This window comes from Bradyrhizobium arachidis (assembly GCF_024758505.1).
GTDB lineage: Bacteria > Pseudomonadota > Alphaproteobacteria > Rhizobiales > Xanthobacteraceae > Bradyrhizobium > Bradyrhizobium manausense_C.
Genome location: NZ_CP077970.1, coordinates 2,917,272 through 2,942,290, shown reverse-complemented (window position 1 = coordinate 2,942,290; position 25,019 = coordinate 2,917,272). Strand labels below are relative to the sequence as shown.

General features: G+C 62.0%; 22 protein-coding genes. 4 read left to right on the top strand and 18 right to left on the bottom strand.

Annotation, left to right across the window (positions count from 1 at the left end; all coding sequences use genetic code 11):
• Positions 1-524 precede the first annotated feature (524 nt).
• From KUF59_RS13070 to iolG, 5 genes are all read right to left on the bottom strand, one after another.
• On the bottom strand, positions 525-1,529 hold the full coding sequence (locus tag KUF59_RS13070; RefSeq protein WP_212457039.1) for a substrate-binding domain-containing protein: 1,005 nt from the start codon (positions 1,527-1,529) through the stop codon (positions 525-527).
• Between the two features lie 55 nt (positions 1,530-1,584).
• Positions 1,585-2,688, bottom strand: a complete 1,104-nt coding sequence (locus tag KUF59_RS13065) for an ABC transporter permease (protein WP_258769547.1) — start codon at positions 2,686-2,688, stop codon at positions 1,585-1,587.
• Positions 2,678-3,418 (bottom strand): ATP-binding cassette domain-containing protein, encoded by a 741-nt coding sequence (locus KUF59_RS13060; protein WP_212457040.1) that lies wholly within the window; start codon positions 3,416-3,418, stop codon positions 2,678-2,680. The genes KUF59_RS13065 and KUF59_RS13060 overlap by 11 nt, the downstream gene beginning before the upstream one ends.
• Before the next feature lie 251 nt (positions 3,419-3,669).
• The gene (locus tag KUF59_RS13055) at positions 3,670-4,479 is read right to left on the bottom strand and encodes an SDR family oxidoreductase (protein WP_212457041.1); all 810 of its coding nucleotides are present in this window, start codon (positions 4,477-4,479) and stop codon (positions 3,670-3,672) included.
• A gap of 77 nt (positions 4,480-4,556) precedes the next feature.
• Positions 4,557-5,561: an inositol 2-dehydrogenase gene (iolG, locus tag KUF59_RS13050; RefSeq protein WP_212457042.1), complete on the bottom strand. Its 1,005-nt coding sequence runs from the start codon at positions 5,559-5,561 to the stop codon at positions 4,557-4,559.
• Between the two features lie 302 nt (positions 5,562-5,863).
• On the opposite strand from iolG, the gene KUF59_RS13045 reads away from it, so the two are divergent.
• The gene (locus tag KUF59_RS13045; RefSeq protein ID WP_212457043.1) at positions 5,864-6,736 is read left to right on the top strand and encodes a MurR/RpiR family transcriptional regulator; all 873 of its coding nucleotides are present in this window, start codon (positions 5,864-5,866) and stop codon (positions 6,734-6,736) included.
• A gap of 42 nt (positions 6,737-6,778) precedes the next feature.
• Here KUF59_RS13045 and KUF59_RS13040 read toward each other — a convergent pair whose 3' ends face one another.
• The 4 genes from KUF59_RS13040 to iolD form a co-directional block, all read right to left on the bottom strand.
• A complete protein-coding gene (locus KUF59_RS13040; RefSeq protein ID WP_212457044.1) occupies positions 6,779-7,852 on the bottom strand; it encodes a Gfo/Idh/MocA family protein in 1,074 nt (357 codons plus the stop codon).
• Between the two features lie 77 nt (positions 7,853-7,929).
• Positions 7,930-8,904, bottom strand: a complete 975-nt coding sequence (locus KUF59_RS13035) for a Gfo/Idh/MocA family protein (RefSeq protein ID WP_212457045.1) — start codon at positions 8,902-8,904, stop codon at positions 7,930-7,932.
• Positions 8,905-8,929: 25 nt separating this feature from the next.
• Complete coding sequence (iolE, locus tag KUF59_RS13030; RefSeq protein ID WP_212457046.1) at positions 8,930-9,829, bottom strand: myo-inosose-2 dehydratase; 900 nt, start codon at positions 9,827-9,829, stop codon at positions 8,930-8,932.
• Positions 9,830-9,835: 6 nt separating this feature from the next.
• Complete coding sequence (gene iolD / locus KUF59_RS13025) at positions 9,836-11,707, bottom strand: 3D-(3,5/4)-trihydroxycyclohexane-1,2-dione acylhydrolase (decyclizing) (protein WP_212457047.1); 1,872 nt, start codon at positions 11,705-11,707, stop codon at positions 9,836-9,838.
• 169 nt (positions 11,708-11,876) lie between these two features.
• Here iolD and KUF59_RS13020 point away from each other — a divergent pair, with 169 nt between their 5' ends.
• Positions 11,877-13,007 carry a Gfo/Idh/MocA family protein gene (locus tag KUF59_RS13020; RefSeq protein WP_212457048.1) on the top strand — a complete coding sequence of 377 codons (1,131 nt, stop codon included), beginning with the start codon at positions 11,877-11,879 and terminating at the stop codon, positions 13,005-13,007.
• A gap of 189 nt (positions 13,008-13,196) precedes the next feature.
• Here KUF59_RS13020 and KUF59_RS13015 read toward each other — a convergent pair whose 3' ends face one another.
• From KUF59_RS13015 to KUF59_RS12980, 8 genes are all read right to left on the bottom strand, one after another.
• On the bottom strand, positions 13,197-14,372 hold the full coding sequence (locus KUF59_RS13015) for a Gfo/Idh/MocA family protein (protein ID WP_212457049.1): 1,176 nt from the start codon (positions 14,370-14,372) through the stop codon (positions 13,197-13,199).
• Positions 14,373-14,386: 14 nt separating this feature from the next.
• The gene (locus tag KUF59_RS13010; RefSeq protein ID WP_212457050.1) at positions 14,387-15,442 is read right to left on the bottom strand and encodes a sugar phosphate isomerase/epimerase family protein; all 1,056 of its coding nucleotides are present in this window, start codon (positions 15,440-15,442) and stop codon (positions 14,387-14,389) included.
• 50 nt (positions 15,443-15,492) lie between these two features.
• Entirely contained in the window at positions 15,493-16,653 is a 1,161-nt protein-coding gene (locus tag KUF59_RS13005; RefSeq protein ID WP_212457051.1) for a Gfo/Idh/MocA family protein, read from the bottom strand.
• Between the two features lie 13 nt (positions 16,654-16,666).
• Positions 16,667-17,428, bottom strand: a complete 762-nt coding sequence (locus tag KUF59_RS13000; RefSeq protein ID WP_212457052.1) for a sugar phosphate isomerase/epimerase family protein — start codon at positions 17,426-17,428, stop codon at positions 16,667-16,669.
• Between the two features lie 26 nt (positions 17,429-17,454).
• Positions 17,455-18,540: an ABC transporter ATP-binding protein gene (locus KUF59_RS12995; protein ID WP_212457053.1), complete on the bottom strand. Its 1,086-nt coding sequence runs from the start codon at positions 18,538-18,540 to the stop codon at positions 17,455-17,457.
• A 6-nt stretch (positions 18,541-18,546) separates the two neighbouring features.
• Positions 18,547-19,431 carry a carbohydrate ABC transporter permease gene (locus tag KUF59_RS12990; RefSeq protein WP_212457427.1) on the bottom strand — a complete coding sequence of 295 codons (885 nt, stop codon included), beginning with the start codon at positions 19,429-19,431 and terminating at the stop codon, positions 18,547-18,549.
• Between the two features lie 5 nt (positions 19,432-19,436).
• Entirely contained in the window at positions 19,437-20,315 is an 879-nt protein-coding gene (locus KUF59_RS12985; RefSeq protein ID WP_212457054.1) for a carbohydrate ABC transporter permease, read from the bottom strand.
• Between the two features lie 75 nt (positions 20,316-20,390).
• On the bottom strand, positions 20,391-21,632 hold the full coding sequence (locus KUF59_RS12980) for an ABC transporter substrate-binding protein (protein WP_212457055.1): 1,242 nt from the start codon (positions 21,630-21,632) through the stop codon (positions 20,391-20,393).
• Positions 21,633-21,795: 163 nt separating this feature from the next.
• Between KUF59_RS12980 and KUF59_RS12975 the strand changes: the two genes are divergently transcribed.
• Together KUF59_RS12975 and KUF59_RS12970 are read left to right on the top strand one after the other, a co-directional pair.
• On the top strand, positions 21,796-22,878 hold the full coding sequence (locus KUF59_RS12975; RefSeq protein WP_249140194.1) for a LacI family DNA-binding transcriptional regulator: 1,083 nt from the start codon (positions 21,796-21,798) through the stop codon (positions 22,876-22,878).
• A gap of 351 nt (positions 22,879-23,229) precedes the next feature.
• A complete protein-coding gene (locus KUF59_RS12970) occupies positions 23,230-24,684 on the top strand; it encodes an Arm DNA-binding domain-containing protein (RefSeq protein ID WP_258769546.1) in 1,455 nt (484 codons plus the stop codon).
• Positions 24,685-24,806: 122 nt separating this feature from the next.
• Here KUF59_RS12970 and KUF59_RS12965 read toward each other — a convergent pair whose 3' ends face one another.
• Positions 24,807-24,992: a hypothetical protein gene (locus KUF59_RS12965; protein WP_258769545.1), complete on the bottom strand. Its 186-nt coding sequence runs from the start codon at positions 24,990-24,992 to the stop codon at positions 24,807-24,809.
• Between the last annotated feature and the right edge of the window lie 27 nt (positions 24,993-25,019).

Genomic DNA, 25,019 nt, shown 5'->3' with positions numbered 1-25,019 from the left:
TGGCTCACCAACGATCAGCCCCCGGACCCAAGTCTTTGAGAACTCTTACGAGGATCTGCTTTAAGCGTCGTGCGTTTTGGATTGACGCTTTCTCACTGCACGTCAGTCCGTCCAGTCCATCATTGGCCAATTTGAGCCAACTAGAGGCAGATAGACACAATCAGATCAAGCTCGGCGCGCCGCGCGCTGAGTTCATCACATTGCCTTCCAGCTGAAGGGCAATGCCCACCACGCGGTAGCCGGCGACCCTGCGGGAAAGGGGCGTCAGCACGCTGTGGGAGCCGAGCTGTCACACCGCGGGGCAACATCGCGGCCTACCACCACGATCCGGACAAGCTCCGATCCGACGCCCCCGGGTCTTGAGGAGCCTCATAATCTTTTCGGACTTGATTACGCTGCATCTCGACGATCCTGCTCAGGTCGGCAGTTCGACGATCGAAGTCCATGGTGCCCAAGGCGGGAGATCAGCCGGACGCTGCCGCCGGGGCGGGCTAGTCGCCTAGCCCGCTGCCGTCACGCACGAACTACTTCGCGATGCAGCTATCGACGTTCTTGGATGTGCAGACGTCGAGGCCGGTATAGGTCGGATCTTTAGGCGGAGCCTTGCCTTCCTTGACGTCCTTCAAAGCGAACATGGTCTTGTAGCCCATCTCGAACGGTCGCTGCCCGACCTGGCCGAGCGACAGCCCCTCCTTCATCTGATCGATCTGAACCGGCAGCGTATCGGCAACCACCAACGCCAAGTCCTTCTTGCCGATCTTGTCCTTGAAGGGCGCGACCGCAGCGCGGTTAGCGTCTGGCACGAATTGCGGGAAACCGCCCGTCGGCGTGAACGCGTCCAGGCTCGGGTTCTTTGCCATGATGTCCTGGAATTGCTGCACCGACAGAGGGAAATCGTCGTTGGTGTAGAGCGGGCAGCCGTCGATCTCCTTCCAGCCATTCTGTCCAGTCAGCCGCTCCCCGGGCGATTGGGCGGACTCCTTGCCGGAGAGCGTATCACGGATACCCTTCATGCGCTCGTTGTGGTTGGCTGCAGCTGCGCCACCGGACTGGATACAGATCGTGCCGCCCTTCGGCTTGATGGTCTGCACGATCTTGGCGATGTTGACGCCGATCTCGTAGTTGTGGGTGCCAATATAGGCAAGACGCAGCTCCTTGTTCTCGGGGAGAACGTCGGAGTCCCAGGTCAACACGGGAATGCCGGCGCCCTTGGCGGCCTGCAGCGCAACGGCCATCGCTGCCGCGTTGGCCGGTGCCACGGCGATGCCGTCCACCTTCTTGGCCACGAGGTCCTGCACGATCTGCACCTGCTCCTCGCCGCCTCCGTGCTCGCCGGGGCCGATATACATGCACTGGAAGGCGCCCTTGGACTCCGCTTCCGCCTTCTTGCAGCCGTCCCGCGCCTGGTCGAAGAACGGATTGTTCATGTTCTTGGGAACGAGCGCAAAGGTAAACTTCTGCTGCGCGAAGGCCTGTCCTCCCATGAGCGCTGAAAACGCCACGGCGGCCATCAATAGATGTTTATGCACGTTTCTCCTCCCTTTTTGTTGACTCCAAGTCTCCGACCTTACTGCCATCGGATTCCTACCTACGCTTCCAGACGACCCACTCGCGGATCGTAGCAAGAAGCGACGTCCCACTCGTCTGCATGCCGAGCAGCACGGCAATGACGATGAACATGCCAACGAATGCGCCTTGCCAGTTCGAGTCGATGCCAGCCATCAGGAGGGCGTTGCGGATCACCTCGAGGAAGGCTGAGCCAATCACGGCACCGAAGGCGGTTCCATAGCCGCCCATCAGGTTGGCGCCACCGATGACGGTGCCGGCGATCACACGGAGCTCGTAGCCGGTCCCCATCGCGTTGATGGCCGAGCCGCTGTAGCCGAGGAGCAGCAGCGAGGCGATGGAGGCCGTGAAAGACGAGAACACATAGGCTTGGAACTTGATCCAGTCGACCGGCACGCCGGTTAGACGCGCGGCGCTTTCATTGGAGCCGATCGCATAGAGGTGGCGCGCCCAGGCGGTGAACATGAAGATGGCACCGAGAATGAGGGCAAGGATCACCATCACCCAAAAGTGGGAAGAGAACTCCGGAATCCAGGATGGCGCCCACCCGGCCGGCGCACGCAGCGGCCATTTCGCCTGGCCAATTGCCCTGACGATGGGTGCGTCCGGACCAAACTTGTACAGCATCTGGTTGCCGGAGATCACGACGGCCAGCGAGCGCGCGATCGACAGCATGCCGAGCGTCACGACGAAAGACGGCATGCCAATGTAAGCAACGAAGAAGCCGTTGAAGGCTCCGCATGCCAGTCCCGACAGGAGCCCGGCTGCGAAGGCAACGTACCAGGGATAATTCCAGGTCAGCAGGATCCCGGTGACAATGGCAACGAGCCCCATGACCGAGCCGACGGACAGATCGATGCCCCCCGTGATGATCACCACGGTCATGCCGAGACTCATGATCGCGAGCGGAGCGAAGTTGCGCGTGATGTTTGTCACGTTATCGGCGGTACCGAAGCTCGGTTCCAGCCAGGTCATGAACACCACCAGAGCAAGGAGTGCGACGGCCACCCAGATTGCCTGATTGGTCATCAGTCGCTGGAAGGTGGTCTGCTCGCGAATGCTGACGACGTCGCTGATTGCGGCGTGTGTTTCTTCGATCGCTTTGGCGGAACTAGGCTTCACGGATCGCCCCCGTAATCAGGCCGGTGATCTGCTCCGGCGAGGTCATCGCGGTCTCCTTGTCGGCCACTTTTGAGCCACGCCGGAGCACAATGATACGATCGCAGACGGTAAAGACGTCAGGCATGCGGTGGCTGATCAGCATCACCGATACTCCACGAGACTTCAGCCGGCGGATGAGCTCGAGCACCTCGGCGACCTGTCGCACAGAAATCGCTGCGGTCGGCTCGTCCATCAGGACGAGCTTGGCATTGGACAGCCGGGCCCGGGCAATCGCAACAGCCTGGCGCTGTCCTCCCGACATCTTCTTCACGAGGTCCCGGGGACGCGTCTCCGATTTGAGCTCGGCAAAGAGCTCGCCGGCACGCCCGATCATCGACTGCTTGTCGAGAATGCGGAACGGCCAGAACCCCTTCTTGATTTCGCGTCCGAGGAAGACGTTCTCCGCGGCGGTGAGGTTGTCGGCGAGCGCGAGCTCCTGATACACAACCTCGATGCCCTCCGCCCGGGCCTCGATCGGCCTGTGGAAATGGCATGCCTTGCCATCGACGACGATAGCGCCCTCGGTCGGCGGGAAGTTTCCGGCAATCAGCTTCACCATGGTCGACTTGCCGGCGCCGTTGTCGCCCATCAGCCCGACCACTTCCCCCGCATCAACCGAAAAGCTGACATCGGACAGCGCCCGAATAGCACCAAAGCTCTTCGAGATGCTTCGCACATCAAGCAAAGCCACGCGTTCCCTCCATGCGGTGGCGGCTCTATCCGGCCGCTTCACATCGTTTCTTTTTTGCAACTAATATTGCATAACCTATAATCCTGCAACACCTATTTCACATACTGGCGGGGGCTCTTGCATGGACGCTCGTCGCGGCTTGGCCAGAACGTGATCGGGAGTATAGGAGACCACGTCCAGCTTGCCTGGCGCGATGCCGTCCATGCCGTCGCTCGCTTGTCACAGAGAAAAGCCTTTGGCCTCGAACCGTCTCAGAGCGGCGCTTCCGGGTGCGGTGACGTATCATAGGCGCCCCAGATGCTTTGATCGAAGTTGATGGTGGCCCCCGTCATCATTCCAGACTCATCGCAGGACAGGAACGCAACGGCGCGCGCCACCTCGATGGGATCGAGCAATCGCCCGAAGGGCTGCCGCGCGGCGGCTTCTTCGAGCCAACTCGCGGACCGGCCATGATAGACCTGCTGCGTGTTGAGCTCGCCTTCCGAGGCCATCCAACCAATGTTGAGACCGTTCACACGGATGCGGTTGCGCAGCAGCGCATGGGCAGTATTTCGCGTCAGCGTGTCGAGCGCGCCCTTCGATGCGCAATAGGCGGCAATGAAGGACTGGCCACCCATCGCCGACATTGAAGAGACGTTGACGATCGTGCCCTGCACCTTGTCGCGGCGCATCAGCTTGATCGCGTCCTGCATCAGAAAGAACGGGGCACGCGTGTTGACGGCGAAGATCTTGTCGAACAATTCTGGGCTTGTGTCGATGATCGTGCCGCGGCTCGTGTCACCCGCGGCGTTCACCAAGGCGTCGACGCGCCCGAAGGCCCTGTCCGCCTCAGCCACGACTCTGGCGCAATCCTCGGTCTTCGTCAGATCAGCGCGCACAAATACCACTGCTGCGCCCGTGGCTGTGGCAATTGCATCGGCCTTTGCTCGCCCCTTCGTCTCGTCTCGACCGCACGTGACGATGCCCTTCGCGCCGCGCTCGGCGAAGAGTTTGGCGATGGCGGCACCGAGCCCCTGGGTCCCGCCCGTGACAATCGCGATCTTTCCATGCATCGAAGTCATTTAGGTTCTCCAAGAGTCGGTCCGAGCGCTGCTTGGCGTGTCGCTACTGCTGCTCGACGCCATAGGCACCTTCAATGTCACACGATATCGTGGACTTCGACCATCTTGCCGGTCCTGGCGGACTCGACCGCCGCCTCCGCGAGCATGAGCGCGCGGTATCCGTCGTCGAAAGTTGCCTGGGTCGGCGCAGCGTCGCGAACGGCCGCAATGAAGGCCGCGATCTCGGTTTCGTAGGCCTCCGCATAACGCTCGATAAAGAAGTTGAGGTAGGGCTCAGCCCCTTCAGTCGTGGTCGAGCCGTAAAACTTCAGCTCGTGCGCCTTCTTGTTATTGGAGATGACCATCCCATCGCTGCCAAGGAGCTCGATCCGCTGGTCATAGCCAAAGGCAGCCCGTCGAGAGTTGTTGATGTGGCACAGCTTTCCGTCAGCAGTGCGCATGATCACCATGATGGAGTCGAAGTCGCCGAAATCCGGTCCAATAGAGGGATCGACAAGCGCGCTGCCGGTCGCGAAGACCTCGGTCGGCTCGTCGTTCAACATGAAGCGCGCCACGTCAAAATCGTGAATCGTCATGTCTCGAAAGATACCGCCCGAGACCGCAGTGTAACCTCGCGGCGGCATTCCTGGATCACGCGACGTGATAACCACCTGCTCAAGTTTTCCGATCTTGCCGGCGGCACAGGCGTCGCGCGCAGCTCGGTGCCCGGGGTCGAAGCGGCGATTGAAGCCAATCTGAATTGGTACGTTGCAGCCTTCAATGGCCTTGCGGCATGCTCGCACCCGATCGAGGCTGAGATCGATCGGCTTCTCACACAAAATCGCCTTGCCGGCCTTTGCCGTGAGCTCGATTAGATCGGAATGGGTGGCAGTCGATGTCGCAATGAGAACCGCGTCGGCCTTACCGATCGCATCTTCCACGCTTGCGGATACTCCGCAGCTATACGCTCTTGCGACCGCTTCAGCGGCAGCTGTATTTGGATCGAATACCGTCTCCAGGCGCGCTCCGTCCGCCTTGGCAAGATTCCGGGCGTGCAATACGCCAATACGCCCGCACCCGAGCAATGCGAATTTGATCGCCACCGTTTCCACCCGCCGACGAATGTTCTATTTGCTTGCAAGAGTTATTGCAAATATGCAAAAGTGTCAATAATTGTTCGCCGGTACTATCGATGATTGTGCCCCGCCGCCAGGGATGGTGATGCGAGGGCGCGCGAGTCCCTTTGGGTCCTTGGCCCGTCCGGTCAACGGCCAGGCTGTGTTTCTGGATGCTCGACCAATGCCGACGCCTTGGCACTGCTGACTTTTAGAGAGGACAACCTTCCGAACGAGAGTGAAGTTGTCAGCATCCGCACACGATGAAACCAATGACGAGAGCACCTTAGATGCAGGACGTGAAGACGCCGGAAGACTATGAGGAATTGATCCGTGTCATCCACGATCGCTACGATGACATGAGCAAGTCCTATCAAAAGATAGCCGTTTATCTGACCCAGAACCCGAATGATGTCGCGGTCCTGTCGGTGAACTCCATCGCCGACCGCTGCGGCATCCATGCCTCGAGCTTCGTGCGCTTCGCCCAATCACTTGGCTACGAAGGTTTCAAGGAGCTTCAGGCGTTGTTTCAACGGCGCTTGTCAACCGCCGCCCCGGGTTTCGAGGCGCGGATTAAAGCTCTGGAAATCGAGTTGGGCGCTCGTACCGATCGTAGCGAAGTTGGCTTTCTGCGCGACCTGGTCGTCCGTGACATTGCCTCCCTTCAGGACATGCTCACGGAGATTTCCCCAAAGGCTCTCTCGGAAGCGGTGAACCTCCTTGAGAGAGCCGACTCGGTTTTTCTGATCGGGCAACTGCGTTCAGCGCCCGTAGTTGAATTCCTTCGCTACATATTGACCATGCTGGGCAAACGTTGCGTGTTGCTCGACGCGGGCGGCGGACTTGCTACGCACATCGCGCGTACGATCCGCAAGAAGGACGTACTCGTTGCGGTGTCGTTCCGATTCTACGCAAACGAGGTCGTCAACGTTGTGGAGGAAGCCGGGCGCAATGGCGTTCCCATCATTGCGATGTCGGATAGCACGCTGTCGCCGCTGGCTAAGAGCGCCCGCGTTCTATTCGCTGTTCCAGAGCATGAATACACGTTCTCGCGTTCACTCGCCGCTCCGATGTGCCTTGCACAGGCTTTGACCGTGGCGCTGGCAGCGAGACTACAGAAAAACGACGTCAATCCGCGGATTCCAACCGTTACCGGTAAGTAGAGTGACTCGAACTGGCTTACGCTAAGGTACCTCGTCACGCTCTCATAAAACCAGTCGTCGATCGGTCACCGGGGTAACTCGCACCATATCGGGCGTCGGATGGCGGGCACGTGGACGGGATGTGATGGTTTGCGGTTGTCCGGTCAAGGCCGCCGTTTCAATTGCGACCAGTGCGCGCAAGTCGGCCAACCCCTCCTCGCCATCAGCCTCGGGCGGCGTTCCAGTCTTGATGCAATCTGAAAAATATTCCACCTGCGCGCCAAAATGGTCGATTTGCGGAAACTGCGTTTCGCGGACCTCGCCGTCGCGGCGCAGACGTAGTTTTGTTGCAGCCTCGAACCTGAAGCCGGGATCGAGTTCGAGCTCGCCGGCCGTCCCGACGACCCGATAATTGTCGGCGGCGGCCGCCCCGAAGCTGGCGACGAATTGCGCCAAACCGCCCGAAGGGAAACGCAGCAAAGCTGCAACGGACGCTTCCACCTCACGAAAACGCGGATCGTCGTTCGGTCGATGCGCCATCGCCATGGCCTCGATCGGCTCTTCAGCAAAGATGTGACGAGCCGCATTGACGCAGTAAACCCCTACGTCCTGGAGCGGTCCGCCCCAACTCGCAGCTTTCAGTCTGTGGTTCTCTGGCGGCGCCTGGAAACTGAACACCGATTGAAAGAAGAGCGGCCGGCCGATTGCGTCATTGCGAATGTGTTCAAGGACCGCAACAGTTCCGGGTTCGTTGTGGAGCCGGTAGGCGGTCATCAGAAACACGCCGGCTTCACGCGCAGCGGCGATCATGACGAGCGCGTCTTGCTCGTTGGTTGCCAGCGGCTTCTCGACCAAGACGTGCTTGCCGGCGCGCGCCGCCCGAACAGCGTAGTCCGCATGCAGGTGGTTGGGCAGAGCAATATACACCGCGTCGACGTCGGAGCCTCTCAAAAGGGCATCGTATCCGTCATAACCGACGATCTGGCCAACACCATGGAACTCCGCCAACCGCGCGGCCTTGTCTCGATCACCGGTCACGATCGCGGTGACCTTCGAGTTTGCGGACTGTCCAACGCCCGGCAAGAAGGCCTGTTGCGAAATCCAGCCTGCGCCGACAACTGCATACTTGATCATCATTTCCTCTCCCGGGATTCTCATTTGGATCGCGTGAGCGGCTGGTCGAATTCCTTCCAGCCTCGTTCGCTTGCTATCTGTCAGTCATACAGCGAGGGGCGCGGTCCATATTTCAGGGTTGTCACACCATTTCCGGCGAGAGCCCCAGCGACTTGCTCTGCGATGGCCGAGGCGACATAGCCGTCCCATGCGCTCGCTCCAACCGACGCTCCGGTCTTCACAGCGCTGACCCAATCAGCCATCTGCCTGCGATACGCCTCCTCGAACCTCGGCACCCAATTGTCCGGATACGAATGACCGCCGGCTCTGTCTCTGTTCACCAGCGTCAGCGATGCAGGAGCCAGCGAGATCGTGCCCTGCCGGCCGACCAGTTCGACATAGACGTGATAGCCGTAGCTGGCATTCACGAAGACCTCGGTCGAAACAATCTCGTTCTTGTCGGTCTTCATCGTGATCATGAGGGGTTCACCGCCGGGGCCTGCCTCCACGTGCACCGAAACCATCTCCGACCCCAAAAGCCAACGGCTGATGTCGATCTCGTGGACGAACGAATTCGTGATGGCCATCGAACCGTTGAACCACTCCGGCGCGCGCACATTTCGATGCACGTTGTGCAACAACACCGGGCCACCCAATTCACCGGCGTCTTTGACGCGCTTGATCTGCTGATAGCCGGGGTCAAACCGACGCATGTATCCGACCTGGATGAGCCTGCGACCCAAAGCGACTTCCGCCTGCACCACGTCCAAGGCATCCGCTGCTGACGACGCCAAAGGCTTTTCGCAGAGAACAGGCTTCCCCGCCTCGATACAGGCTAGTGTTAACGCCGCATGTGTGGCGTCGGGCGATGCAATCACGATTGCGTCGATCTGATCCGACGCGATCAACGATTGAGGATCCGAAAAGACGGTTGCTCCAGAGGCAACTGCCTGCGCCCGAGTCGCGTCGGCGTCACAAATCCCGGCAAGATGAGCACCGGGAGTCTCGTGTCGGAGTATCCGAGCATGCTCGGCGCCCATGACACCCGTCCCGATGACTCCGATCCCGATGCTCATTTCACTCCCTCCCGATCGATACGGCTCATTGCACGACTTCGTATCCGGAAGATGCCATCAAGCGCATCAGTTCCGCGTGGCCTTTCTTGGCCATTTCCAACGGCGGACTGACCTTAGGATCCTGCTCAGCTTCGACGACGAACCATCCCTCGTAGCCGTAAGACGCAAGGCGGGCGATGATCGTGGCAAAGTCGAGCGAGCCGTCGCCCGGCACGGTGAACGCCCCTTTCACCACCGCGTCGAGGAAGCTCTCCCGTTTCCGGTCGAGCTTGTCGATGACGCTGCTGCGGACGTCTTTGGTATGCACATGACTGATGCGGGAATGATGTTTGTCGATGACGTGCAAGACGTTACCGCCGGCAAAAGCCATGTGGCCAGCATCGAACAACAGCGCTAACGCCTCACCAGAATTCGCCATGAGGAGGTCGAGTTCAGCTTCGGTCTCGATCGCCGCAGCCATGTGGTGATGGTAAGCGATCGGCATTCCCTGCTCGGCACACCACTCGGCGAAAACGGTCATCTTGCGTCCATAGCCCTTCATCTCCTCGTCCGAAAGCCTGGGTTTGGTATCGAGCGGCGCGGAGCGAATGCCCTGGATCGAGCGCGCAGTTTCGCCGTAGACGATGCAAGGCGCCTTCGCCGCAATGAAAAAATCCATCTGGGCGCGAACGCGGTCCTTTTCCCGTTCGATGTCACCGTCGAGCAGAAGGCCAGAGAACCAGCCGCCGCACACGGAGATGCCGAACCGGGCGAGTATCGGCCCGAGCTCCTTCATGTTCATGGGGAAACGCCGTCCGGTCTCCATTCCCGTGAAACCCGCGACACTCGCCTGCCGTAAGCATTCTTCCAGGCTCACGTCATCGGACAGCTCGGCGAGATCGTCGTTCCACCAGGCAATGGGAGCAATTCCAAGTTTCGCTTTCATGACTTCTCACACTCCGATGCGCTGCTTCGCGCGGATCGCGTCTTGCTGTTTGCGCGCGCTTCGAACCGTCTCGCGCGACGATACTTGGGGCACGCCTACGTCCCAATCCGCATCGCCAGGAACCCACGAAAAAGCGTCCGAGGCGATCGAAAGCACGGTGGTGCGGTCGTTGCCTTTGGCCCATTCGAGCGCGGCAACAAAATCGGCAAGGCTCTCGCAAAGTCGTGCAGCCGCCCCCATGGACTCGGCGTGCTTGGCAAAATCAACGTGAAGAGGACTGTCGCGATTCTGAACTCGACAATCGGTCAACAAATTATTGAATCCCGGCACGCCTTTGAATTGTTGCAACCGGTTGATCACCGCGAACCCGCCATTGTCGCAGACCACAACAATCATCTTGTGACCACTCAGAACTGTCGAATAGATGTCCGAGTTCATCATCAAATAGGTGCCGTCGCCGACCATCACGATCGGCGTGCCGCCGAGTCCGCCGGGCCCGGAATTGGCCATCGCATGGCCCCAACCGGCCGCGACCTCGTAGCCCATGCAAGAGAAGCCGAACTCAAGGTCAAAGGTGTTCGGCGCCTTGACGCGCCAGCCCTTTGCCACTTCGCCGGGCAGCCCGCCAGCGGCTGAAATCAAGGTATCTCTCTCGCCGGCGGATGCATTCACGGCCTGGACTATCTGCGCGTAGGTCGGCACCGGAGCGTTGCTGGGGGCCTGCAGTGACTCGAGCAGCGCGTCCCATTCCCTAAAGAGCATCTGAGCACGCGCCATGTGGGCAGGGTCGACGCGCCACGCGCCGAGCGACGCATCGAGTTCTTCAATCGTCTCCCGCGCGTCGCCCACCACGGCCAGCGCACGATGCTTCACAGCATCGAACCTGGCCGCGTTGATCGAGATGAAGCGCGCGTCCGGGCTGAAGGCGGTCCATGACCCTGTCGTGAAATCCTGAAGGCGCGTACCCACCGCAAGGATAACGTCGGCTTCGGCTGCGAGTGCATTCGCAGAGGTTGAGCCGATAATTCCGATCGGCCCCGCATGGGCCGGGTGATAGTGGGTCACCGCGCCCTTGCCGGCGACCGTCTCCACAATAGGAATTCCACGCTTGACCGCAAAATCTGCGACGACATTTCCCGCCAGCGAGTACCGCACGCCGCCGCCAGAGATGAGAAGCGGCTTCTTCGCGGTTTTGAGCAGCGCGGCTGCTTCCGCGAGTTTCTGACGATCGGGACGCAGACGCGGGATGGTCCAAGTTCGAGATTCGAAGAAGACCCCGGGGTAGTCGAAGGCTACCTCCTGAGTGTCCTGTGGCAGCGCAAGAAAGGCCGGGCCGCAATCAGCCGGATCGAGCATGGCGGCCACTGCCTGCGGCAGCGAAGAAATGATCTGCGCGGGATGAGTGATCCGATCCCAGTAACGCGTGACCGCCTTGAAAGCGTCATTCACAGTGACGGTCGGGTCGCCAAAATGCTCGACCTGCTGGAGAACTGGATCCGGCAGCCGGTTGGTGAACGTATCGCCGGAGATGAGAAGGACGGGCAAGCGGTTTGCGTGAGCTGTGCCCGCCGCCGTCACCATGTTCAGGGCTCCGGGGCCAATGGACGACGTCGCTACCATGATTTGCCGCCGAAGCTTGGCCTTCGCGAAACCGATAGCCGCCAATGCCATCGACTGCTCGTTCTGTCCGCGCCAGGTCGGCAGCTGGTCCTGCACCGCCTCCAGGGCCTCGGACAGGCAGGTCACGTTCCCATGACCAAAAATGCCGAAGACGCCGGCGAACAGGGGCACGCGAACACCATCGATTTCGGTGAATTGTTGAGTCAGCCACCGCACCACGGCCTGGGCCATGGTGAGTCGGATTGTCGGGCCGGTCATGTGATCTCCTCCTTCGACGGTTTGCGAGGAACATAACCACCTGCATTGAATATTGACAATAATATCTTTCCGCAACAATTATTGCCAGCGCCTCTTCCATTCAGAAACGTGCTCGATTGTTTCGTAGGTCGCCTCAACTCGGACCTCATCGTGAACAGGGATTTCCGACATGACTAAACCGAAGCTTCGCATCGGCCTCATCGGTAGCGGATTCATGGGTAAGACCCACGCTTTCGGTTACTCCATCGCCGCGCGTGTCTTCGACCTCCCCTTCGAGCTGGAACTGCATATGATCGCGGATATTAGCGACGAGGCAGCCGCGAAAGCAGCCTCGGCCCTAGGCTTCGCGCGCGCGACCTCGGACTGGCACTCGCTCGTGGCGGATCCGGGTATCGACGTCGTGAACATCACCACGCCCAACGCACTCCACAAGCAAATGGCCTTGGCTGCGATTGCCGAGGGCAAGCATGTGTATTGCGAAAAGCCGCTGGCGCCGCTTGCGACAGACGCTCGCGAAATGGCCGAGGCCGCCGAAGCGGCCGGAGTCAAGACGCAGGTCGGTTTCAACTACCTTTGCAACCCCATGCTGGGCCTCGCACGCGATATGATCGCGGCGGGAGAACTCGGCGAGATACGCGGCTACCGCGGTGTCCACGCCGAAGACTACATGGCCGACAACACCGGGCCGTTCACCTTCCGGCATGACCCGACGGGCGGCGGCGCGCTGGCCGACATTGGCAGCCACGCACTAGCCACCGCCGAATTCCTGTTGGGTCAAGCCGCCGGACCGATCATCCGGGTCATGGGCGATTGCGTCACGATGATCAAGGAACGTCCAGATGGCAAAAGCGGCCGGAGGCCCGTCGAAGTCGATGATGTTGGCCGAGCTTTCCTCCGTTTCGCCAACGGCGCCTCCGGCTCTATCGAGGGGAATTGGATTGCGACAGGGCGAAAGATGCAACACGACTTCGAGGTCTATGGAAGCAGAGGCACCCTCGCCTTCAGCCAGGAACGATTCAACGAGTTGTATTTCTTCTCGACCGATGACCACCGTGGCCGTCAGGGATTCCGCCGGATCGAGGCAGGCCCCGAGCATCCGCCATACGGCCTGTTCTGCGTTGCGCCAGGCCACCAGCTTGGTTTCAACGACCTGAAGGCGATCGAAGCCGCGGGCTACCTGGACGCTATCGCTGGACGTCGATCGGAGCCATTCAACTTCCGCGCTGGCCTGCGCATTCAAACGCTCGTCGAGACCATTCACGCATCGAATCGCGCTGGAACGTGGAAGGACGTTCCTTGAGAAATTCTCATCGTGTTTTCGGCCGTGGCTGGCGTCAGACCGGGCCATCCGACTTCGTGAAACGGAGCCGCAATGGTGCACTCTTTTCTTCGGCATCGAAATAATCCTCCGCCGACCGGGACGCCAAGATGAGCCCTTTCATCGCAGCGAGCGCCGCATCGACCGACTGCCTCATGGAGGCGTCGGCGATTACGTCATCCGAACCCAGGCGCCATTGCATGTTGCGGACTTCACGGCAGCATCGATGAACTTCACGCCTGCTAGGCCATCTCCAACGGTCGGGAAGATCACCTCGGGATCGGGCTTTTGGCCGGCCTCTGCCGCGCGGATGGCGCGCGCCGCCTCGGCATAGATGGTCGCGAAACCTTCGAGGTAACCCTCGGGGTGACCGGAGGGGATGCGGCTGACCCGACCCGCTTCGCTCACGACGCCGGCGCCGCCGCGGGTCAGGAGCTGCTTCGGCCGGCCGTACGGCGTGAACCAGAGCTGGTTCGGATTCTCCTGCGCCCATTCTAGGCCGCCCTTGCTGCCGTAAACGCGCAGCGTGAGGGCGTTTTCATTGCCGACGGCGACCTGGCTCGCCCAGAGCGTGCCCTTCGCGCCGCCTTTCCACTTGAGCAGGATCTGGACATCGTCATCGAGCCGCCGCCCTTCGACGAAGGTCGACAGTTGCGCGAGCAATTCGTCGAGCTCGAGCCCGGTGACGAAGCAGGCAAGATTATAGGCGTGCGTGCCGATGTCGCCGATGCAGCCGCCGGCGCCGGACCGGGCCGGATCCGTGCGCCACGCCGCCTGTTTGTGGCTGCTCGCCTCCAATCGCTCGGTCAGCCAATCCTGGAGATATTCGGCATGGACCAGCCGGATCTCGCCGAGCTCGCCATTCGCGATCATGGCGCGGGCCTGCCGGATCATGGGATAGCCCGTGTAGTTGTGCGTCACCACGAATACCTTGCCGCTCTTCTTGACGAGCGCCACCAGCTCTTCGGCCTCCGCCACGGTCGTCGTCAGCGGCTTGTCGCAGATGACGTGAATGCCGGCTTCAAGGAAGGCCTTCGCGACCGGGCTGTGCATGTGGTTTGGCGTTACGATCGAGACCGCCTCGATGCCATCAGCTCGCGCGGCCTCACGCATCGCCATCTCTTCGAAGGAGCCATAGGCGCGATCGTCGGCAATGCCGAGCTCCTTCGCCGAGGCCTTCGCCCGGACCGGATCGGACGCGAGCGCCCCGGCAACGAGCTCGAATTGATCGTCGATGCGGGCCGCGATGCGGTGCACGGCACCGATAAAGGCTCCCTGGCCACCACCGACCATGCCGAGCCGGATGCGACGATGACCGCCAGCTTCATTGCTTGCTTCGATAGCCATATTGCTTCCCTCGCTCAGGAGATGCCGAGCATCTTCCGGTTCGCCTGCTGGTCAGCACCGGAACCTGCGAAATCGTCGAAGGCTTTTTCGGTGCCGCGGATGATGTGGTTCTTGATGAACTCCGCACCTTCGCGCGCGCCCTGTTCGGGATGCTTCAGCGCACACTCCCATTCGAGCACCGCCCAGCTCCCGAAATCGTACTGCGTGAGCTTTGAGAAGATCGCGCCGAAATCGACCTGGCCATCGCCGAGCGAGCGGAAGCGACCGGCACGGTCCACCCAGCCTTGGAACCCACCATAGACGCCCTGGCGACCGGTCGGATTGAACTCGGCGTCCTTGACGTGGAAGGCCTTGATGCGCTGGTGGTAGATGTCGATGTAGTCGAGATAGTCGAGCTGCTGCAACACGAAGTGCGAGGGGTCGTAGAGCAGGTTGGCGCGCTTGTGGTTATTCACCCGATCGAGGAACATCTCGTAGGAGACGCCGTCGTGAAGATCCTCGCCGGGGTGGATCTCATAGGCGAGATCGACGCCGTGCTGGTCCGCGTGGTCGAGGATCGGCCGCCAGCGCTTCGCGAGCTCGTCGAAGGCAGCCTCGATGAGGCCGGCCGGACGTTGCGGCCACGGATAAATGTAGGGCCACGCAAGTGCGCCAGAGAAGGTCGCGTGCGCTGTGAGCCCGAGGCGACTGGATGCCAGGATCGCGCGCTTGACCTGGTCGACGGCCCATTCGGTGCGCGCCTTCGGATTGCCGCGAACCTCGGGTGCCGCGAAACCGTCGAAGGCCGCGTCATAGGCCGGATGAACGGCGACGAGTTGACCCTGCAAATGGGTCGAGAGCTCGGTGATGGAAAGGCCGTGACGGGCTGCGATACCCTTCACCTCGTCGGCATAGGTCTGCGATTCCGAGGCCTTCTTCAGATCGAAGAGCCGCCCATCCCAGCTCGGAATCTGGACGCCCTTGTAGCCGAGCGAGGCGGCCCATCCGCAGATCGAGTCGAAGGAGTTGAACGGTGCCACGTCGGCAGCGAACTGAGCGAGGAATATCGCTGGTCCCTTGATCATCTTCATCGAATGCTTCCTTCTACCCTGAACACCCCATCTGGCGGGGCAGTCCCGCTTTAGAACGTCTCCCCGGCCCACAACGCCATCGCATCACCGTCGGACAGCGGCTCCGGTCGCTCGACGCGCGAGCGCACTGCGATCTCTCCGCCTTCGACGCTGGCCTTGAGGATCGCGTGCTTCACCTCCAGCGCGTGGCTCGCCAGCGCTCCAGAGGAGCGGTGTGGCGTGCCGCGCAGCACCGCACTTGCGAGTTCGGCGACGCCCAGACAACGATAGTTGGCCTGGTTCGGCATGTGATCGGCCCAATTCGGCGAGCGCCAGTTGGGCTTGCCGAACGGCCGGTCGTCGGCTGCGACCGAGATCCAGTCGCCACCTTTCTCGGTGTATTGCAGGGCGCCGCCGAAGAAGTTGGGGTCCGGCACCCGCAGCGAGCCCTCGGTGCCGTAAAGCTCGATCGGCGGGTGTCCGTGCTTCCAAACGTCCCAGCTCATCGCAAAGATGATGTCGGCGCCTGACTCGAAATGCAGCAGCGACATCACCGTCGTCGGCGTTTCCACCGCAATGGTCTTGCCGTTCATCGGCCCCTTCGAGGTAACAAGCCGCGTGGCGAAACCGGCGCTCGCACGTCCCTGCACCGCAGCAACCGGCCCCAACAGGTTGATGAGGGCCGCAAGGTAATACGGCCCCATGTCGAGGATCGGCCCGCCGCCTCGCTTGAAGAAGAAGGTCGGATCGGGGTGCCAGTGCTCCATGCCATGCGACATTAGAAAGCAAGTGCCATAGAGCACTTTGCCGATCCGCCCCGCATCCACGAGTTCGCGCGCCATCCGCCCGCCGCCACCAAGGAAAGTATCCGGCGCGCAACCGAGCTTCAGGCCGCGACGGGTCGCCTCCGCCACCAGCGTCGCGGCGTCATTGGCCTCGATCGTAATCGGCTTTTCGCCGAACACGTGCTTGTTCGCGGTCAACGCGGCGTGGCTGATCGCGAAATGCGCCTCCGGCGTCGTAAGATTGACGATGATCTGGATGTCGGGACGCGCCAGCAGCGCCTCGATCGACAACGCCTCGATCTCGAACTTCGCCGCCTGAGCTTGTGCGGCCTCCGGCCGCTGATCGGCGCAGGCGACCAGCCTGAGATCGCGGAATTTCGGCATGTTGTGCATATAAATCGTCGAGATGTTGCCGCACCCGACGACGCCGACTCCGAGCTTGCTCATGACCCCCTCCCCGTCACGTCCATGCGGCCACGGTCTCACGCGCCCGGCGCGCGAAGCGGGCGACGTCGTTCGGCTTGTCGTGCTCGGCGACGAACAGCGAGACCCCGGCCTCCTGCATTGCCGCGCGCAGCGCCGCCCAATTCATGGCGCCGTGGCCGGGATCGGCCCATCCGTCCTCGTCGGCGCATTGTCCCGATGGTGCGAGATCCTTGATATGGCAGGCGACCAGGCGCTGCGCATGTTTCTTAATCTCGGCGACCGGATCGCCGCCACCGCGCACGATCCATGCGAGATCGGCCTCCCAGACGAGATCGGGAGCCTCTTCGAACAGGCATTCGAGATATGTCTTGCCGCTTTCGGTGCGGCCATATTCCCAATGATGGTTGTGCCAGCCGAATTTGAGCCCCGCGCCGGTCACCGCCTTGCCGATTTCCGCAAGCTCGCGCCCGATCCCGCGCCATTCCTTTTCGCCGCCCTCGCGCTCACCCAAAGGTGGGGCCGGCGCGAAGACGGTCTCGATGCCGAGTCCCTTGCACATCCTCGCCGTGCCGACCGCATCCTCTCGCAGTCGGTCGAGGCCGACATGGGCGCTCGGCGCTGTCATCCCGTGGACATCGAGGAGCCCCTTCAGCGTCTCGGGATCGCTGAAGAGTGCGCCCCAGGGCTCGACCATCGTGTAGCCGAGACTGGACAGCAGCGCGAATTGCGCCTCGAGCGGGGTGATGGAGCGAGCAGAATAGAGCTGGATGGAGAATCGGTCGATCGGCTTGGTCATGTCTCGCTTTCTGCTGAGTGGAGGATCTAGAGGCGCTGCCCGGTTGTCTCATCGAACAGCGACAGGGCTTCAGCGGGGAACCGGACGTTGAGCGTGTCTCCGACATGCACCTGCGCGTCGGCGTCATGGCGGAAGGAGAAGGCGGTGCCGTCGGCAAGGCGGCACCAGATCAGCGTGTCGGCGCCCATCGGCTCGACCATCTCGACGCGCGCGGACACGGCGGATGGATCGTCGGACGCAGTCAACTCGATATGCTCGGGCCGGATGCCGAGAACGGCCGGCGCGTCGGTCGGCTGGCTGCGAAAGACATAACCGTTCAAGCTGAGCCGGTTCACGCCGGCGATGAAGGCGGCCTCGCTGCCGCGCGTGAGCCGGCCGGGAATGAAGTTCATCGCGGGCGAGCCGACGAAAGAAGCGACGAATCGGTTGACGGGTTCGCGATAGATCTTCTTCGGCGTATCGAGCTGCTGGATCACGCCACCCTGCATCACCGCGATCCGGTCCGCGAGCGTCAGCGCCTCGATCTGATCGTGCGTCACGTAGATCATGGTGGCACCGAGCCGTGCATGCAGCCGCTTGATCTCGACCCTGAGCTCGGCGCGCAGTTGGGCGTCCAGATTGGAGAGCGGCTCGTCGAACAGATAGACGCCGGCATGACGCACCAGCGCCCGTCCGATCGCGACACGCTGGCGCTGGCCGCCGGAGAGCTCACTGGGACGGCGATCGAGGAGGCTGTTGAGCCGCAGCATTTGCGCGGCCTCTCCGACGCGGCGCTCGATCTCGTCGCGCGGCGTGCCCGCGACGGTCAACCCGAACGACATATTCCGGCGCACGCTCATGCGCGGATACAGTGCGTAGCTCTGGAACACCATCGCGATGCCGCGATCCTTCGGTTCTGCCCAGGTGACATCGCGGCCGCCGATATGGATCTCTCCGCCCTTGACGTCGATCAACCCGGCGATGGCGTTGAGCAATGTCGACTTGCCGCAGCCGGATGGCCCAAGCAGCACGAGAAACTCGGACTCACCAACATGGAGATCGAGATTCTCCAGCACCTTCAGGCCGCCAAAGCCGATCTGCAGGCTTCTGATATCGACGCTCGATTTCTGCATGTTGCGTCAGCCCTTCACTGCGCCGGCGGCAATGCCGCGCACGAACCAGCGGCCGGAGCCGAAATAAACGACGAGCGGCAACAGCGCGGTCAGCAGCGTCGCCGCCATGTCGACGTTGTAGGCGCGCTCGCCTTGCGTCGAATTGACGATGTTGTTGAGCTGTACCGTCATCGGCAAATTGTCGCGGCCGGCGAAGACGAGCCCCAGGATGAAATCGTTCCAGATGCCGGTGGTCTGCAAGATCACCGCGACCACGATCATGGGGGTGGCCATCGGCATCATGATGCGCGCATAGATCTGGTAGAAGCCGGCGCCGTCGACGCGGGCGGCCTTGAACAACTCGACCGGCAGTGACGCGAAATAGTTGCGGAACAGCAGCGTCATCGTGGGAAGGCCGAAGATCGTGTGGATGATCACGATGGTGAGGAGCGACTGCCCGAGCCCGGTGAAGGAGAACACGCGAACCAAGGGATAGATGAACACCTGATAGGGGATGAAGGCGACCACCATCATCGCGCCGAACAGGATGTTGCCGCCGCGCACACGCCACAGCGACAGCGCATAGCCGGTGAGCGAGCCGATCAGGATGGAGATGACCACCGACGGCACCAGGATGCGCAGCGAATTGAGAAAACCGATCTTGATGCCCTGGCAGGTCAGACCGGTACAAGCCGACGTCCACGCTTTGACCCACGCGTCGATGCTGGGCGCTGCCGGCAAGGCCAACAGATTGCCCTGCCGGATCTCCGCCATCGGCTTCAGCGAGGTGACGACCATCACATAGAGCGGCAGCAGAAAGTAGAGCGCGGCAATGAAGATGAAGGCATAGAGGCCCCAGCGCGCCGGGGTCATGCGCTTCGGCCGGCGGGCGGCGGGCAAGGGCTGCGCTATCGCGGTCATCGCACCTCTCCCCTGCGCGCGCGCCAATAGAGGTAAGGCGCGACCACCGCGATGACCGTGATCAGCATGGTGGTGGCCGCCGCCGTCGCAAGCCCGATATTGGCGCGTTCGAACAAATGATCCATGACGAATTTGGCGGGCACCTCCGAGGCGATGCCGGGCCCGCCATTGGTCATCGCGACCGAGAGGTCGTAGAGGCGCACCACAGCGGTCGACAGCAGCACCGCGGCGGTCGCGAAGCTCGCCCCCATCATTGGAATGATGATCGAGACATAGACCCGCCATTTCGGCAGGCCGTCGACCCGCGCCGCTTTCCAGATCTCATCGTCAATGCCACGCAACCCGGCGAGCATGATCGCCATCACCAGCCCGGAAGCTTGCCAGACACCTGCGATGACCAGGCAATAGATCGCGGTCTCCGGCCGCACGATCCAGTCGAACGTCGCGCCCTCGAAACCCCAGCTGCGCAATACGTGCTGGATGCCCAGCGTCGGATTGAGCAGCCATTGCCAGACGAGGCCCGTAACGACGAAGGACATCGAATATGGGTAAAGAAAGATCGAACGGATCGTGTCCTCGGCCCTCACCCTCTGGTCGATCGCAACCGCCAGCAGGAAGCCGATCAGGAGCGCGAGCGAAACCAACAGCACGCCGTAGATAACGATATTGTGGACGGAGGTGATCCAGCGATCGTTATTGAACAACATCGCGTATTGCCGAAGCCCGACGAAATTGTTGTTCGGCAGCATCCGCGAATTGGTCAGCGACATCCACACGGTCCAACTGGTGGCGCCGATATAGACGACGAGCATCACGAGCAGCGCCGGCAAGAGCGCGGAGATCGCGGAAAGTCGGGAGTTCAGCGAAAGACGCATCGCATCGCCGGATTGAGGAGAGGTCGACGGGTAAGAAAGGCGGCCGACAGTTCGTGAGCCGCCTTCTGTGATGCATCACTCCGCGGACTTCAGCACCGCAGCGACCTTGGCGGAGAATTCATCGGCGCTCATACTGGTGTTCCAATATTGCGAGATGGCATCCTGTAGTGCACCGATCAGCGCGGGCGGCGCCAGCATGTCGCCGGACGGCATTTGCTGGGCCTTGTCTGCGACATAGCGCATGCCCTTCTGGGCGCAAGCGTCGAGTGCGGACGTATCAACATCGCTACGCACCGGGATCGAGCCCTTCTTCAGCGCGAACTGGATCTGGGTCTCAGGCGTCAGCATCAGCTTCGCCAGGGTCATCTGCGCCTTTGTGGTGGCCGGGTCCTTTGCCTTCGGGAATACGAAGACGTCGCCGCCCATCACATATCCGCCGCTGCCATTGGACAGCACGGTGCAGCCATAATCCTTCTCGGGGACCTTGCCGGCGGCGACGAACTCGCCTTTGGCCCAGTCGCCCATGATCTGCATTCCGGCCTTGCCCTGGATGACCATGTTGGTCGCATCATTCCAGTTGCGGCCGGGCGCGCCGGCATCGACATAGTCCTTGAGCTTCTTGTAGGTGACGGCGACCGCCTTGAACTCTGCGCTCTGCGCCAGCGACACGTCGCGCTTGCCGAGGATGCCGGTCCACATCTGCGCACCGCCGACGCCGATCATGACCGAGTTGAACAGATTTTGCTCCCAGTTCTTCTGGCCCGAGAACGCCAGCGGGATCACCTTGCCCTCAGCCTTGAGCTTGTCGAGAGTGGCGAGCGCGTCATTCCAGGTCTTCGGCTCATCGGCGCCGACGGAGGCGAGCACAGCCTTGTTGTACCAGAGCCAATTCTGACCGTGGATGTTGATCGGCACCGCATACATCTTGCCCTTGCGGGTCGCCGCGGCAATGATCGCGGCGGGCATCACGCCTATCCAATTGCCTTCGGTTGCGATCCCATTGACATCGGCGAGCAGGTCACCCTCCACCAACTCGTCGAACTGCTTGCCGGTGTTGAGCTGCATGGCGGTCGGCGGATTGCCGGCGACGGTGCGGGTGATCGCGGCGTTTCGTGCATTCGCAGCACCGGCGACGGCGCTGTCGACCCATGTTCCGCCTGCCTTGGTGAACTGATCGGCAAACACCTTGACCGCGGCGGCCTCGCCGCCGGAGGTCCACCAGTGGATAACCTCGGCCTTCATCTCTTGTGCGGAGACGGGTATCGAGGCCCAAGCCGTGGCGACAATCGCCACCGATGCGAACAGCGCGCGCTTCATCATTCCCTCCCGGATATGCCTTTGCAGGCCTGTGTGTTCGACTTGCGGCCCTTATGGGCTCGTTGCGGCTTTACATGCCGAATGTAATCGATTACATTCCGATGCTAGCAGAACTTCAGGATTTTGCAAGTCCCGTCATGACGCCGAGATGGCGAGCCTCGATATGGCCAAACGAACCAGAGTGACACGTCAGAAGGCGGCCAAAATCGCCGACGTCGCGCGACTGGCGGGAGTCTCGGTTGCGACCGTCAGCCGGACGCTGGCCCGCCCCGAGGTCGTGATTGAAGAGACCCGCACCCGCGTCCTCGCCGCAGTGCGCGACACCGGCTACACGCCGAACATTTCCGCAAGGAACCTGCGCGTCCGCAAAACCATGGTCGTGCTGGTGGCGGTGCCTGATATCGCCAACCCGTTCTTCGCTGAAGTTCTACAAGGCATCGACGACACTCTGTCGGCCGCCGGCTACGGACTCATCATTGCCAATCTGGCCGGCTCGCCGGAGAAGGAGGCGCGCTACGTCGACCTAGTCTGCGCCGGCCAGGCTGACGGCGTGCTGCTCTTGTGTGGCCACGTGATGCGCAGCCCGGACCGCGACCTGCGCGACGCGCACGTGCCTTTAGTCGCCGCTTGCGAGTATATCCCCAGCGAAGACTTCCCGCAGGTCACAATCGACAATGTCGGCACTGCGCGCGAGGCGGTGCGACACCTGGTCGAGCTGGGCCACACAAGCATCGCCTATTTGTCGGGGCCGACCCCCAACATCTTGGAGCAGCAGCGTCTCGAAGGCTATCGGCAGGCCTTGCGCGAGGCGGGAATTGCGGCCGATGCGAGCTTGATACTGCCCGGCGATTTCACCTTCCACACCGGCGTCGAGGCCGGCCGGGCGCTTCTGACGCTCGAGCCCGCGGCGCGTCCCACCGCGCTGTTTGCGGCCAATGACGAAATGGCAATCGGTCTGATCAAGACCGTGCGCGCCGCCGGCCTCCAGATCCCGGACGATCTCTCCGTCATTGGCTTCGACGGCATCGCCTATGCCGACTATTGCGAGCCGACCTTGACGACCATCGTCCAGCCCCGTCGCGACCTCGGAGCCACCGCCGCGGCCGAACTGATCACGCTAATGACGAACGGCAGGGCCGGGCCGCGGAAGGACATCAAGCTTCCAGCCACGCTAATGTTGCGCGACAGCACGCGCCCGCCGCGGAAGAGTCGCGGCCGTTCATCCCGAGGCGCGAGGTCCGGCTAGGACGGCAATTCTCCTCGTGATCTGCGCTCAATTGCCCCCGGTTCGCCCCCAGAGGCGCGCTCAGGTTCTTCGCGAAGGAGCGCCGAGCTACTTCCGCAATTTCAAGGAGATGCTTGGTGGGCGCACCAGGGCTCGAACCTGGGACCCGCTGATTAAGAGTCAGAGGGTATATCGAGAGTCAGCTGCCTACCAAGGGATCTATGTGAAGCTAAAGCCTCAGACGATAGTCAAGTGTAATCAGTACGTTAGACCTGAGAATTGTACCTGTTGAACAACCACAGGCCTCGGATTGACTCCGAGCGTCGGAGGCGTTGATGTGACCCAGTTGTGACCCAGCTGACTGCGTGACCCATGCCTGAACTGATCACCGCCAAGATCTTGAAGAAGGCCTTCAAGGACCATCGCGACGGCGGCCGCTACGACGTCTCCGACAGTCGGATCGCCGGCCTGCAGCTCCGCGTAAAGCCGGACGCAGGCGTGCGCTGGTCGATGCGCGCTAGGCTGCACGGCGATCAGCGGCGCTATGACCTCGGCCCCGCTGTCGCCGGTGACCAGGACATCGACGGACTGTCGATCGACGGCGCTCGGGCGCGCGCATCCCGGGTGGCGGAGATGACACGGCAGGGCCACAACCCGGCCACTTACCTCGCCGCCCTCGCCGCCGGCGTCTCGATGGAGACGCAGATCCGGATCGAGCGCGAACGCCCGCAGCCGTCGTGGACCTGGGAAGATGCGAAGAAGGCGTTCTTGGCCGAGACGCTGCGCACCCGCCGCGAGGACACTCACCGCGACTACAACGGCAAGCTCCAGCCGCCCGAACTATCGCGGTTCGACGGCCGGCTGGTCAACACGATCTCAAGAAATGAGATGGCGGCCGCGATCGCCGACGTTCACGCTCGCGGCAAGGAGGCCATGGCCGAGGGCATGGTGCGCGTGATCCGCCGGATGTGGAATTGGCTTGCAGAGGCGACCAGGCAGAACGCGACCAGCGTCGCCGACGGCGTTATGCTCAAGCTCGAGGCGCCGGAGCGCACCCGCGTTGAACTCGGCGAGGAGGCGTTCGACCCCGACGACGAGGACGGCTATACGCCGGATCCCATCGAGATCGGCCGCGCCCTGGCGGTCGCCAGGCTTGGCTGCCTTCCGGAACGCATCGGGCTCGGCCTCGAGCTGATGATCGGCACGGTGCAGCGCCGGCGAGCCGTCACAGGAGCCAGCCGCTGGCGCTTCAAGGAATACGCCGAGGTCAAGGGCGAGCAGGCCTGGTACGTACCGCCCTACTTCAGGAAGTCGGGAACGAAGCGCGGCAATCGAAGCCACCTCGTCCCAGTGGTCGGCTACGCCGCACTTGCCGCCGCGCGTCTCGACAAGCTGAGCGACTTCGAAGGAAGCGAAGGCTGGCTGTTCCCAGCCGGCAAGTCGACGCGCGCCGACCGAGGTCACGCCGAGAGCGGCCTTTTCAACGACTGGCTCTCCGCGATCCCGGGCGTGTCGTTCTCGACCCATGGCGGGCGCTACGCATTCACCACCCACGGCGAGCGCGATCTCGGCTTCGCCCAGGCCGAAGGCAAGTTGATCCTGGATCACCTCGAGGGCGTTGAGCCAACCGATGTCACGGGCCAGTTCTACAGCAGCGACCCGCAGATCTCGCGCAAGCGAGCGATGATGAAGGCTTGGACGGCGTGGTGCGACGAGTGGACGGCGAAGGCAATCAAGGATGACCGTACACTGCTGAACGCCGATCTGATAGGCCGAACGATCAGGGACGAGCGCTACAAGCACAAAAAGAAGAAAGCCCCGGGATGACCGGGGCTTCTTACCCGGGCGAACCCGGAAAGCAAAAACATCCAAATTGCAGTCGGCAGGACAACCCGCGCGAACGCGGCAATCGAGATAATGCCGCCAGATTGTGGCGGCGCTGCGACATTCTACTTGTCCAACTCCGCGAGCCCATGTCCCGCGATGTGGTCGATCTTCGCCGCCGCTGCGGGCTGGCGATCGGCCTCGCGCAGCAGCGCCTCGGCGAAGCGGCGGTGGACGTCGTCAGCCACCTCGCGGTCGCCGGCGATGATAAACGACAGCAGCTGCTTCGAGATGCCGGCGGTGTTGGCCATGCGAAACAGGCCGCGAGCGCCCGCAGG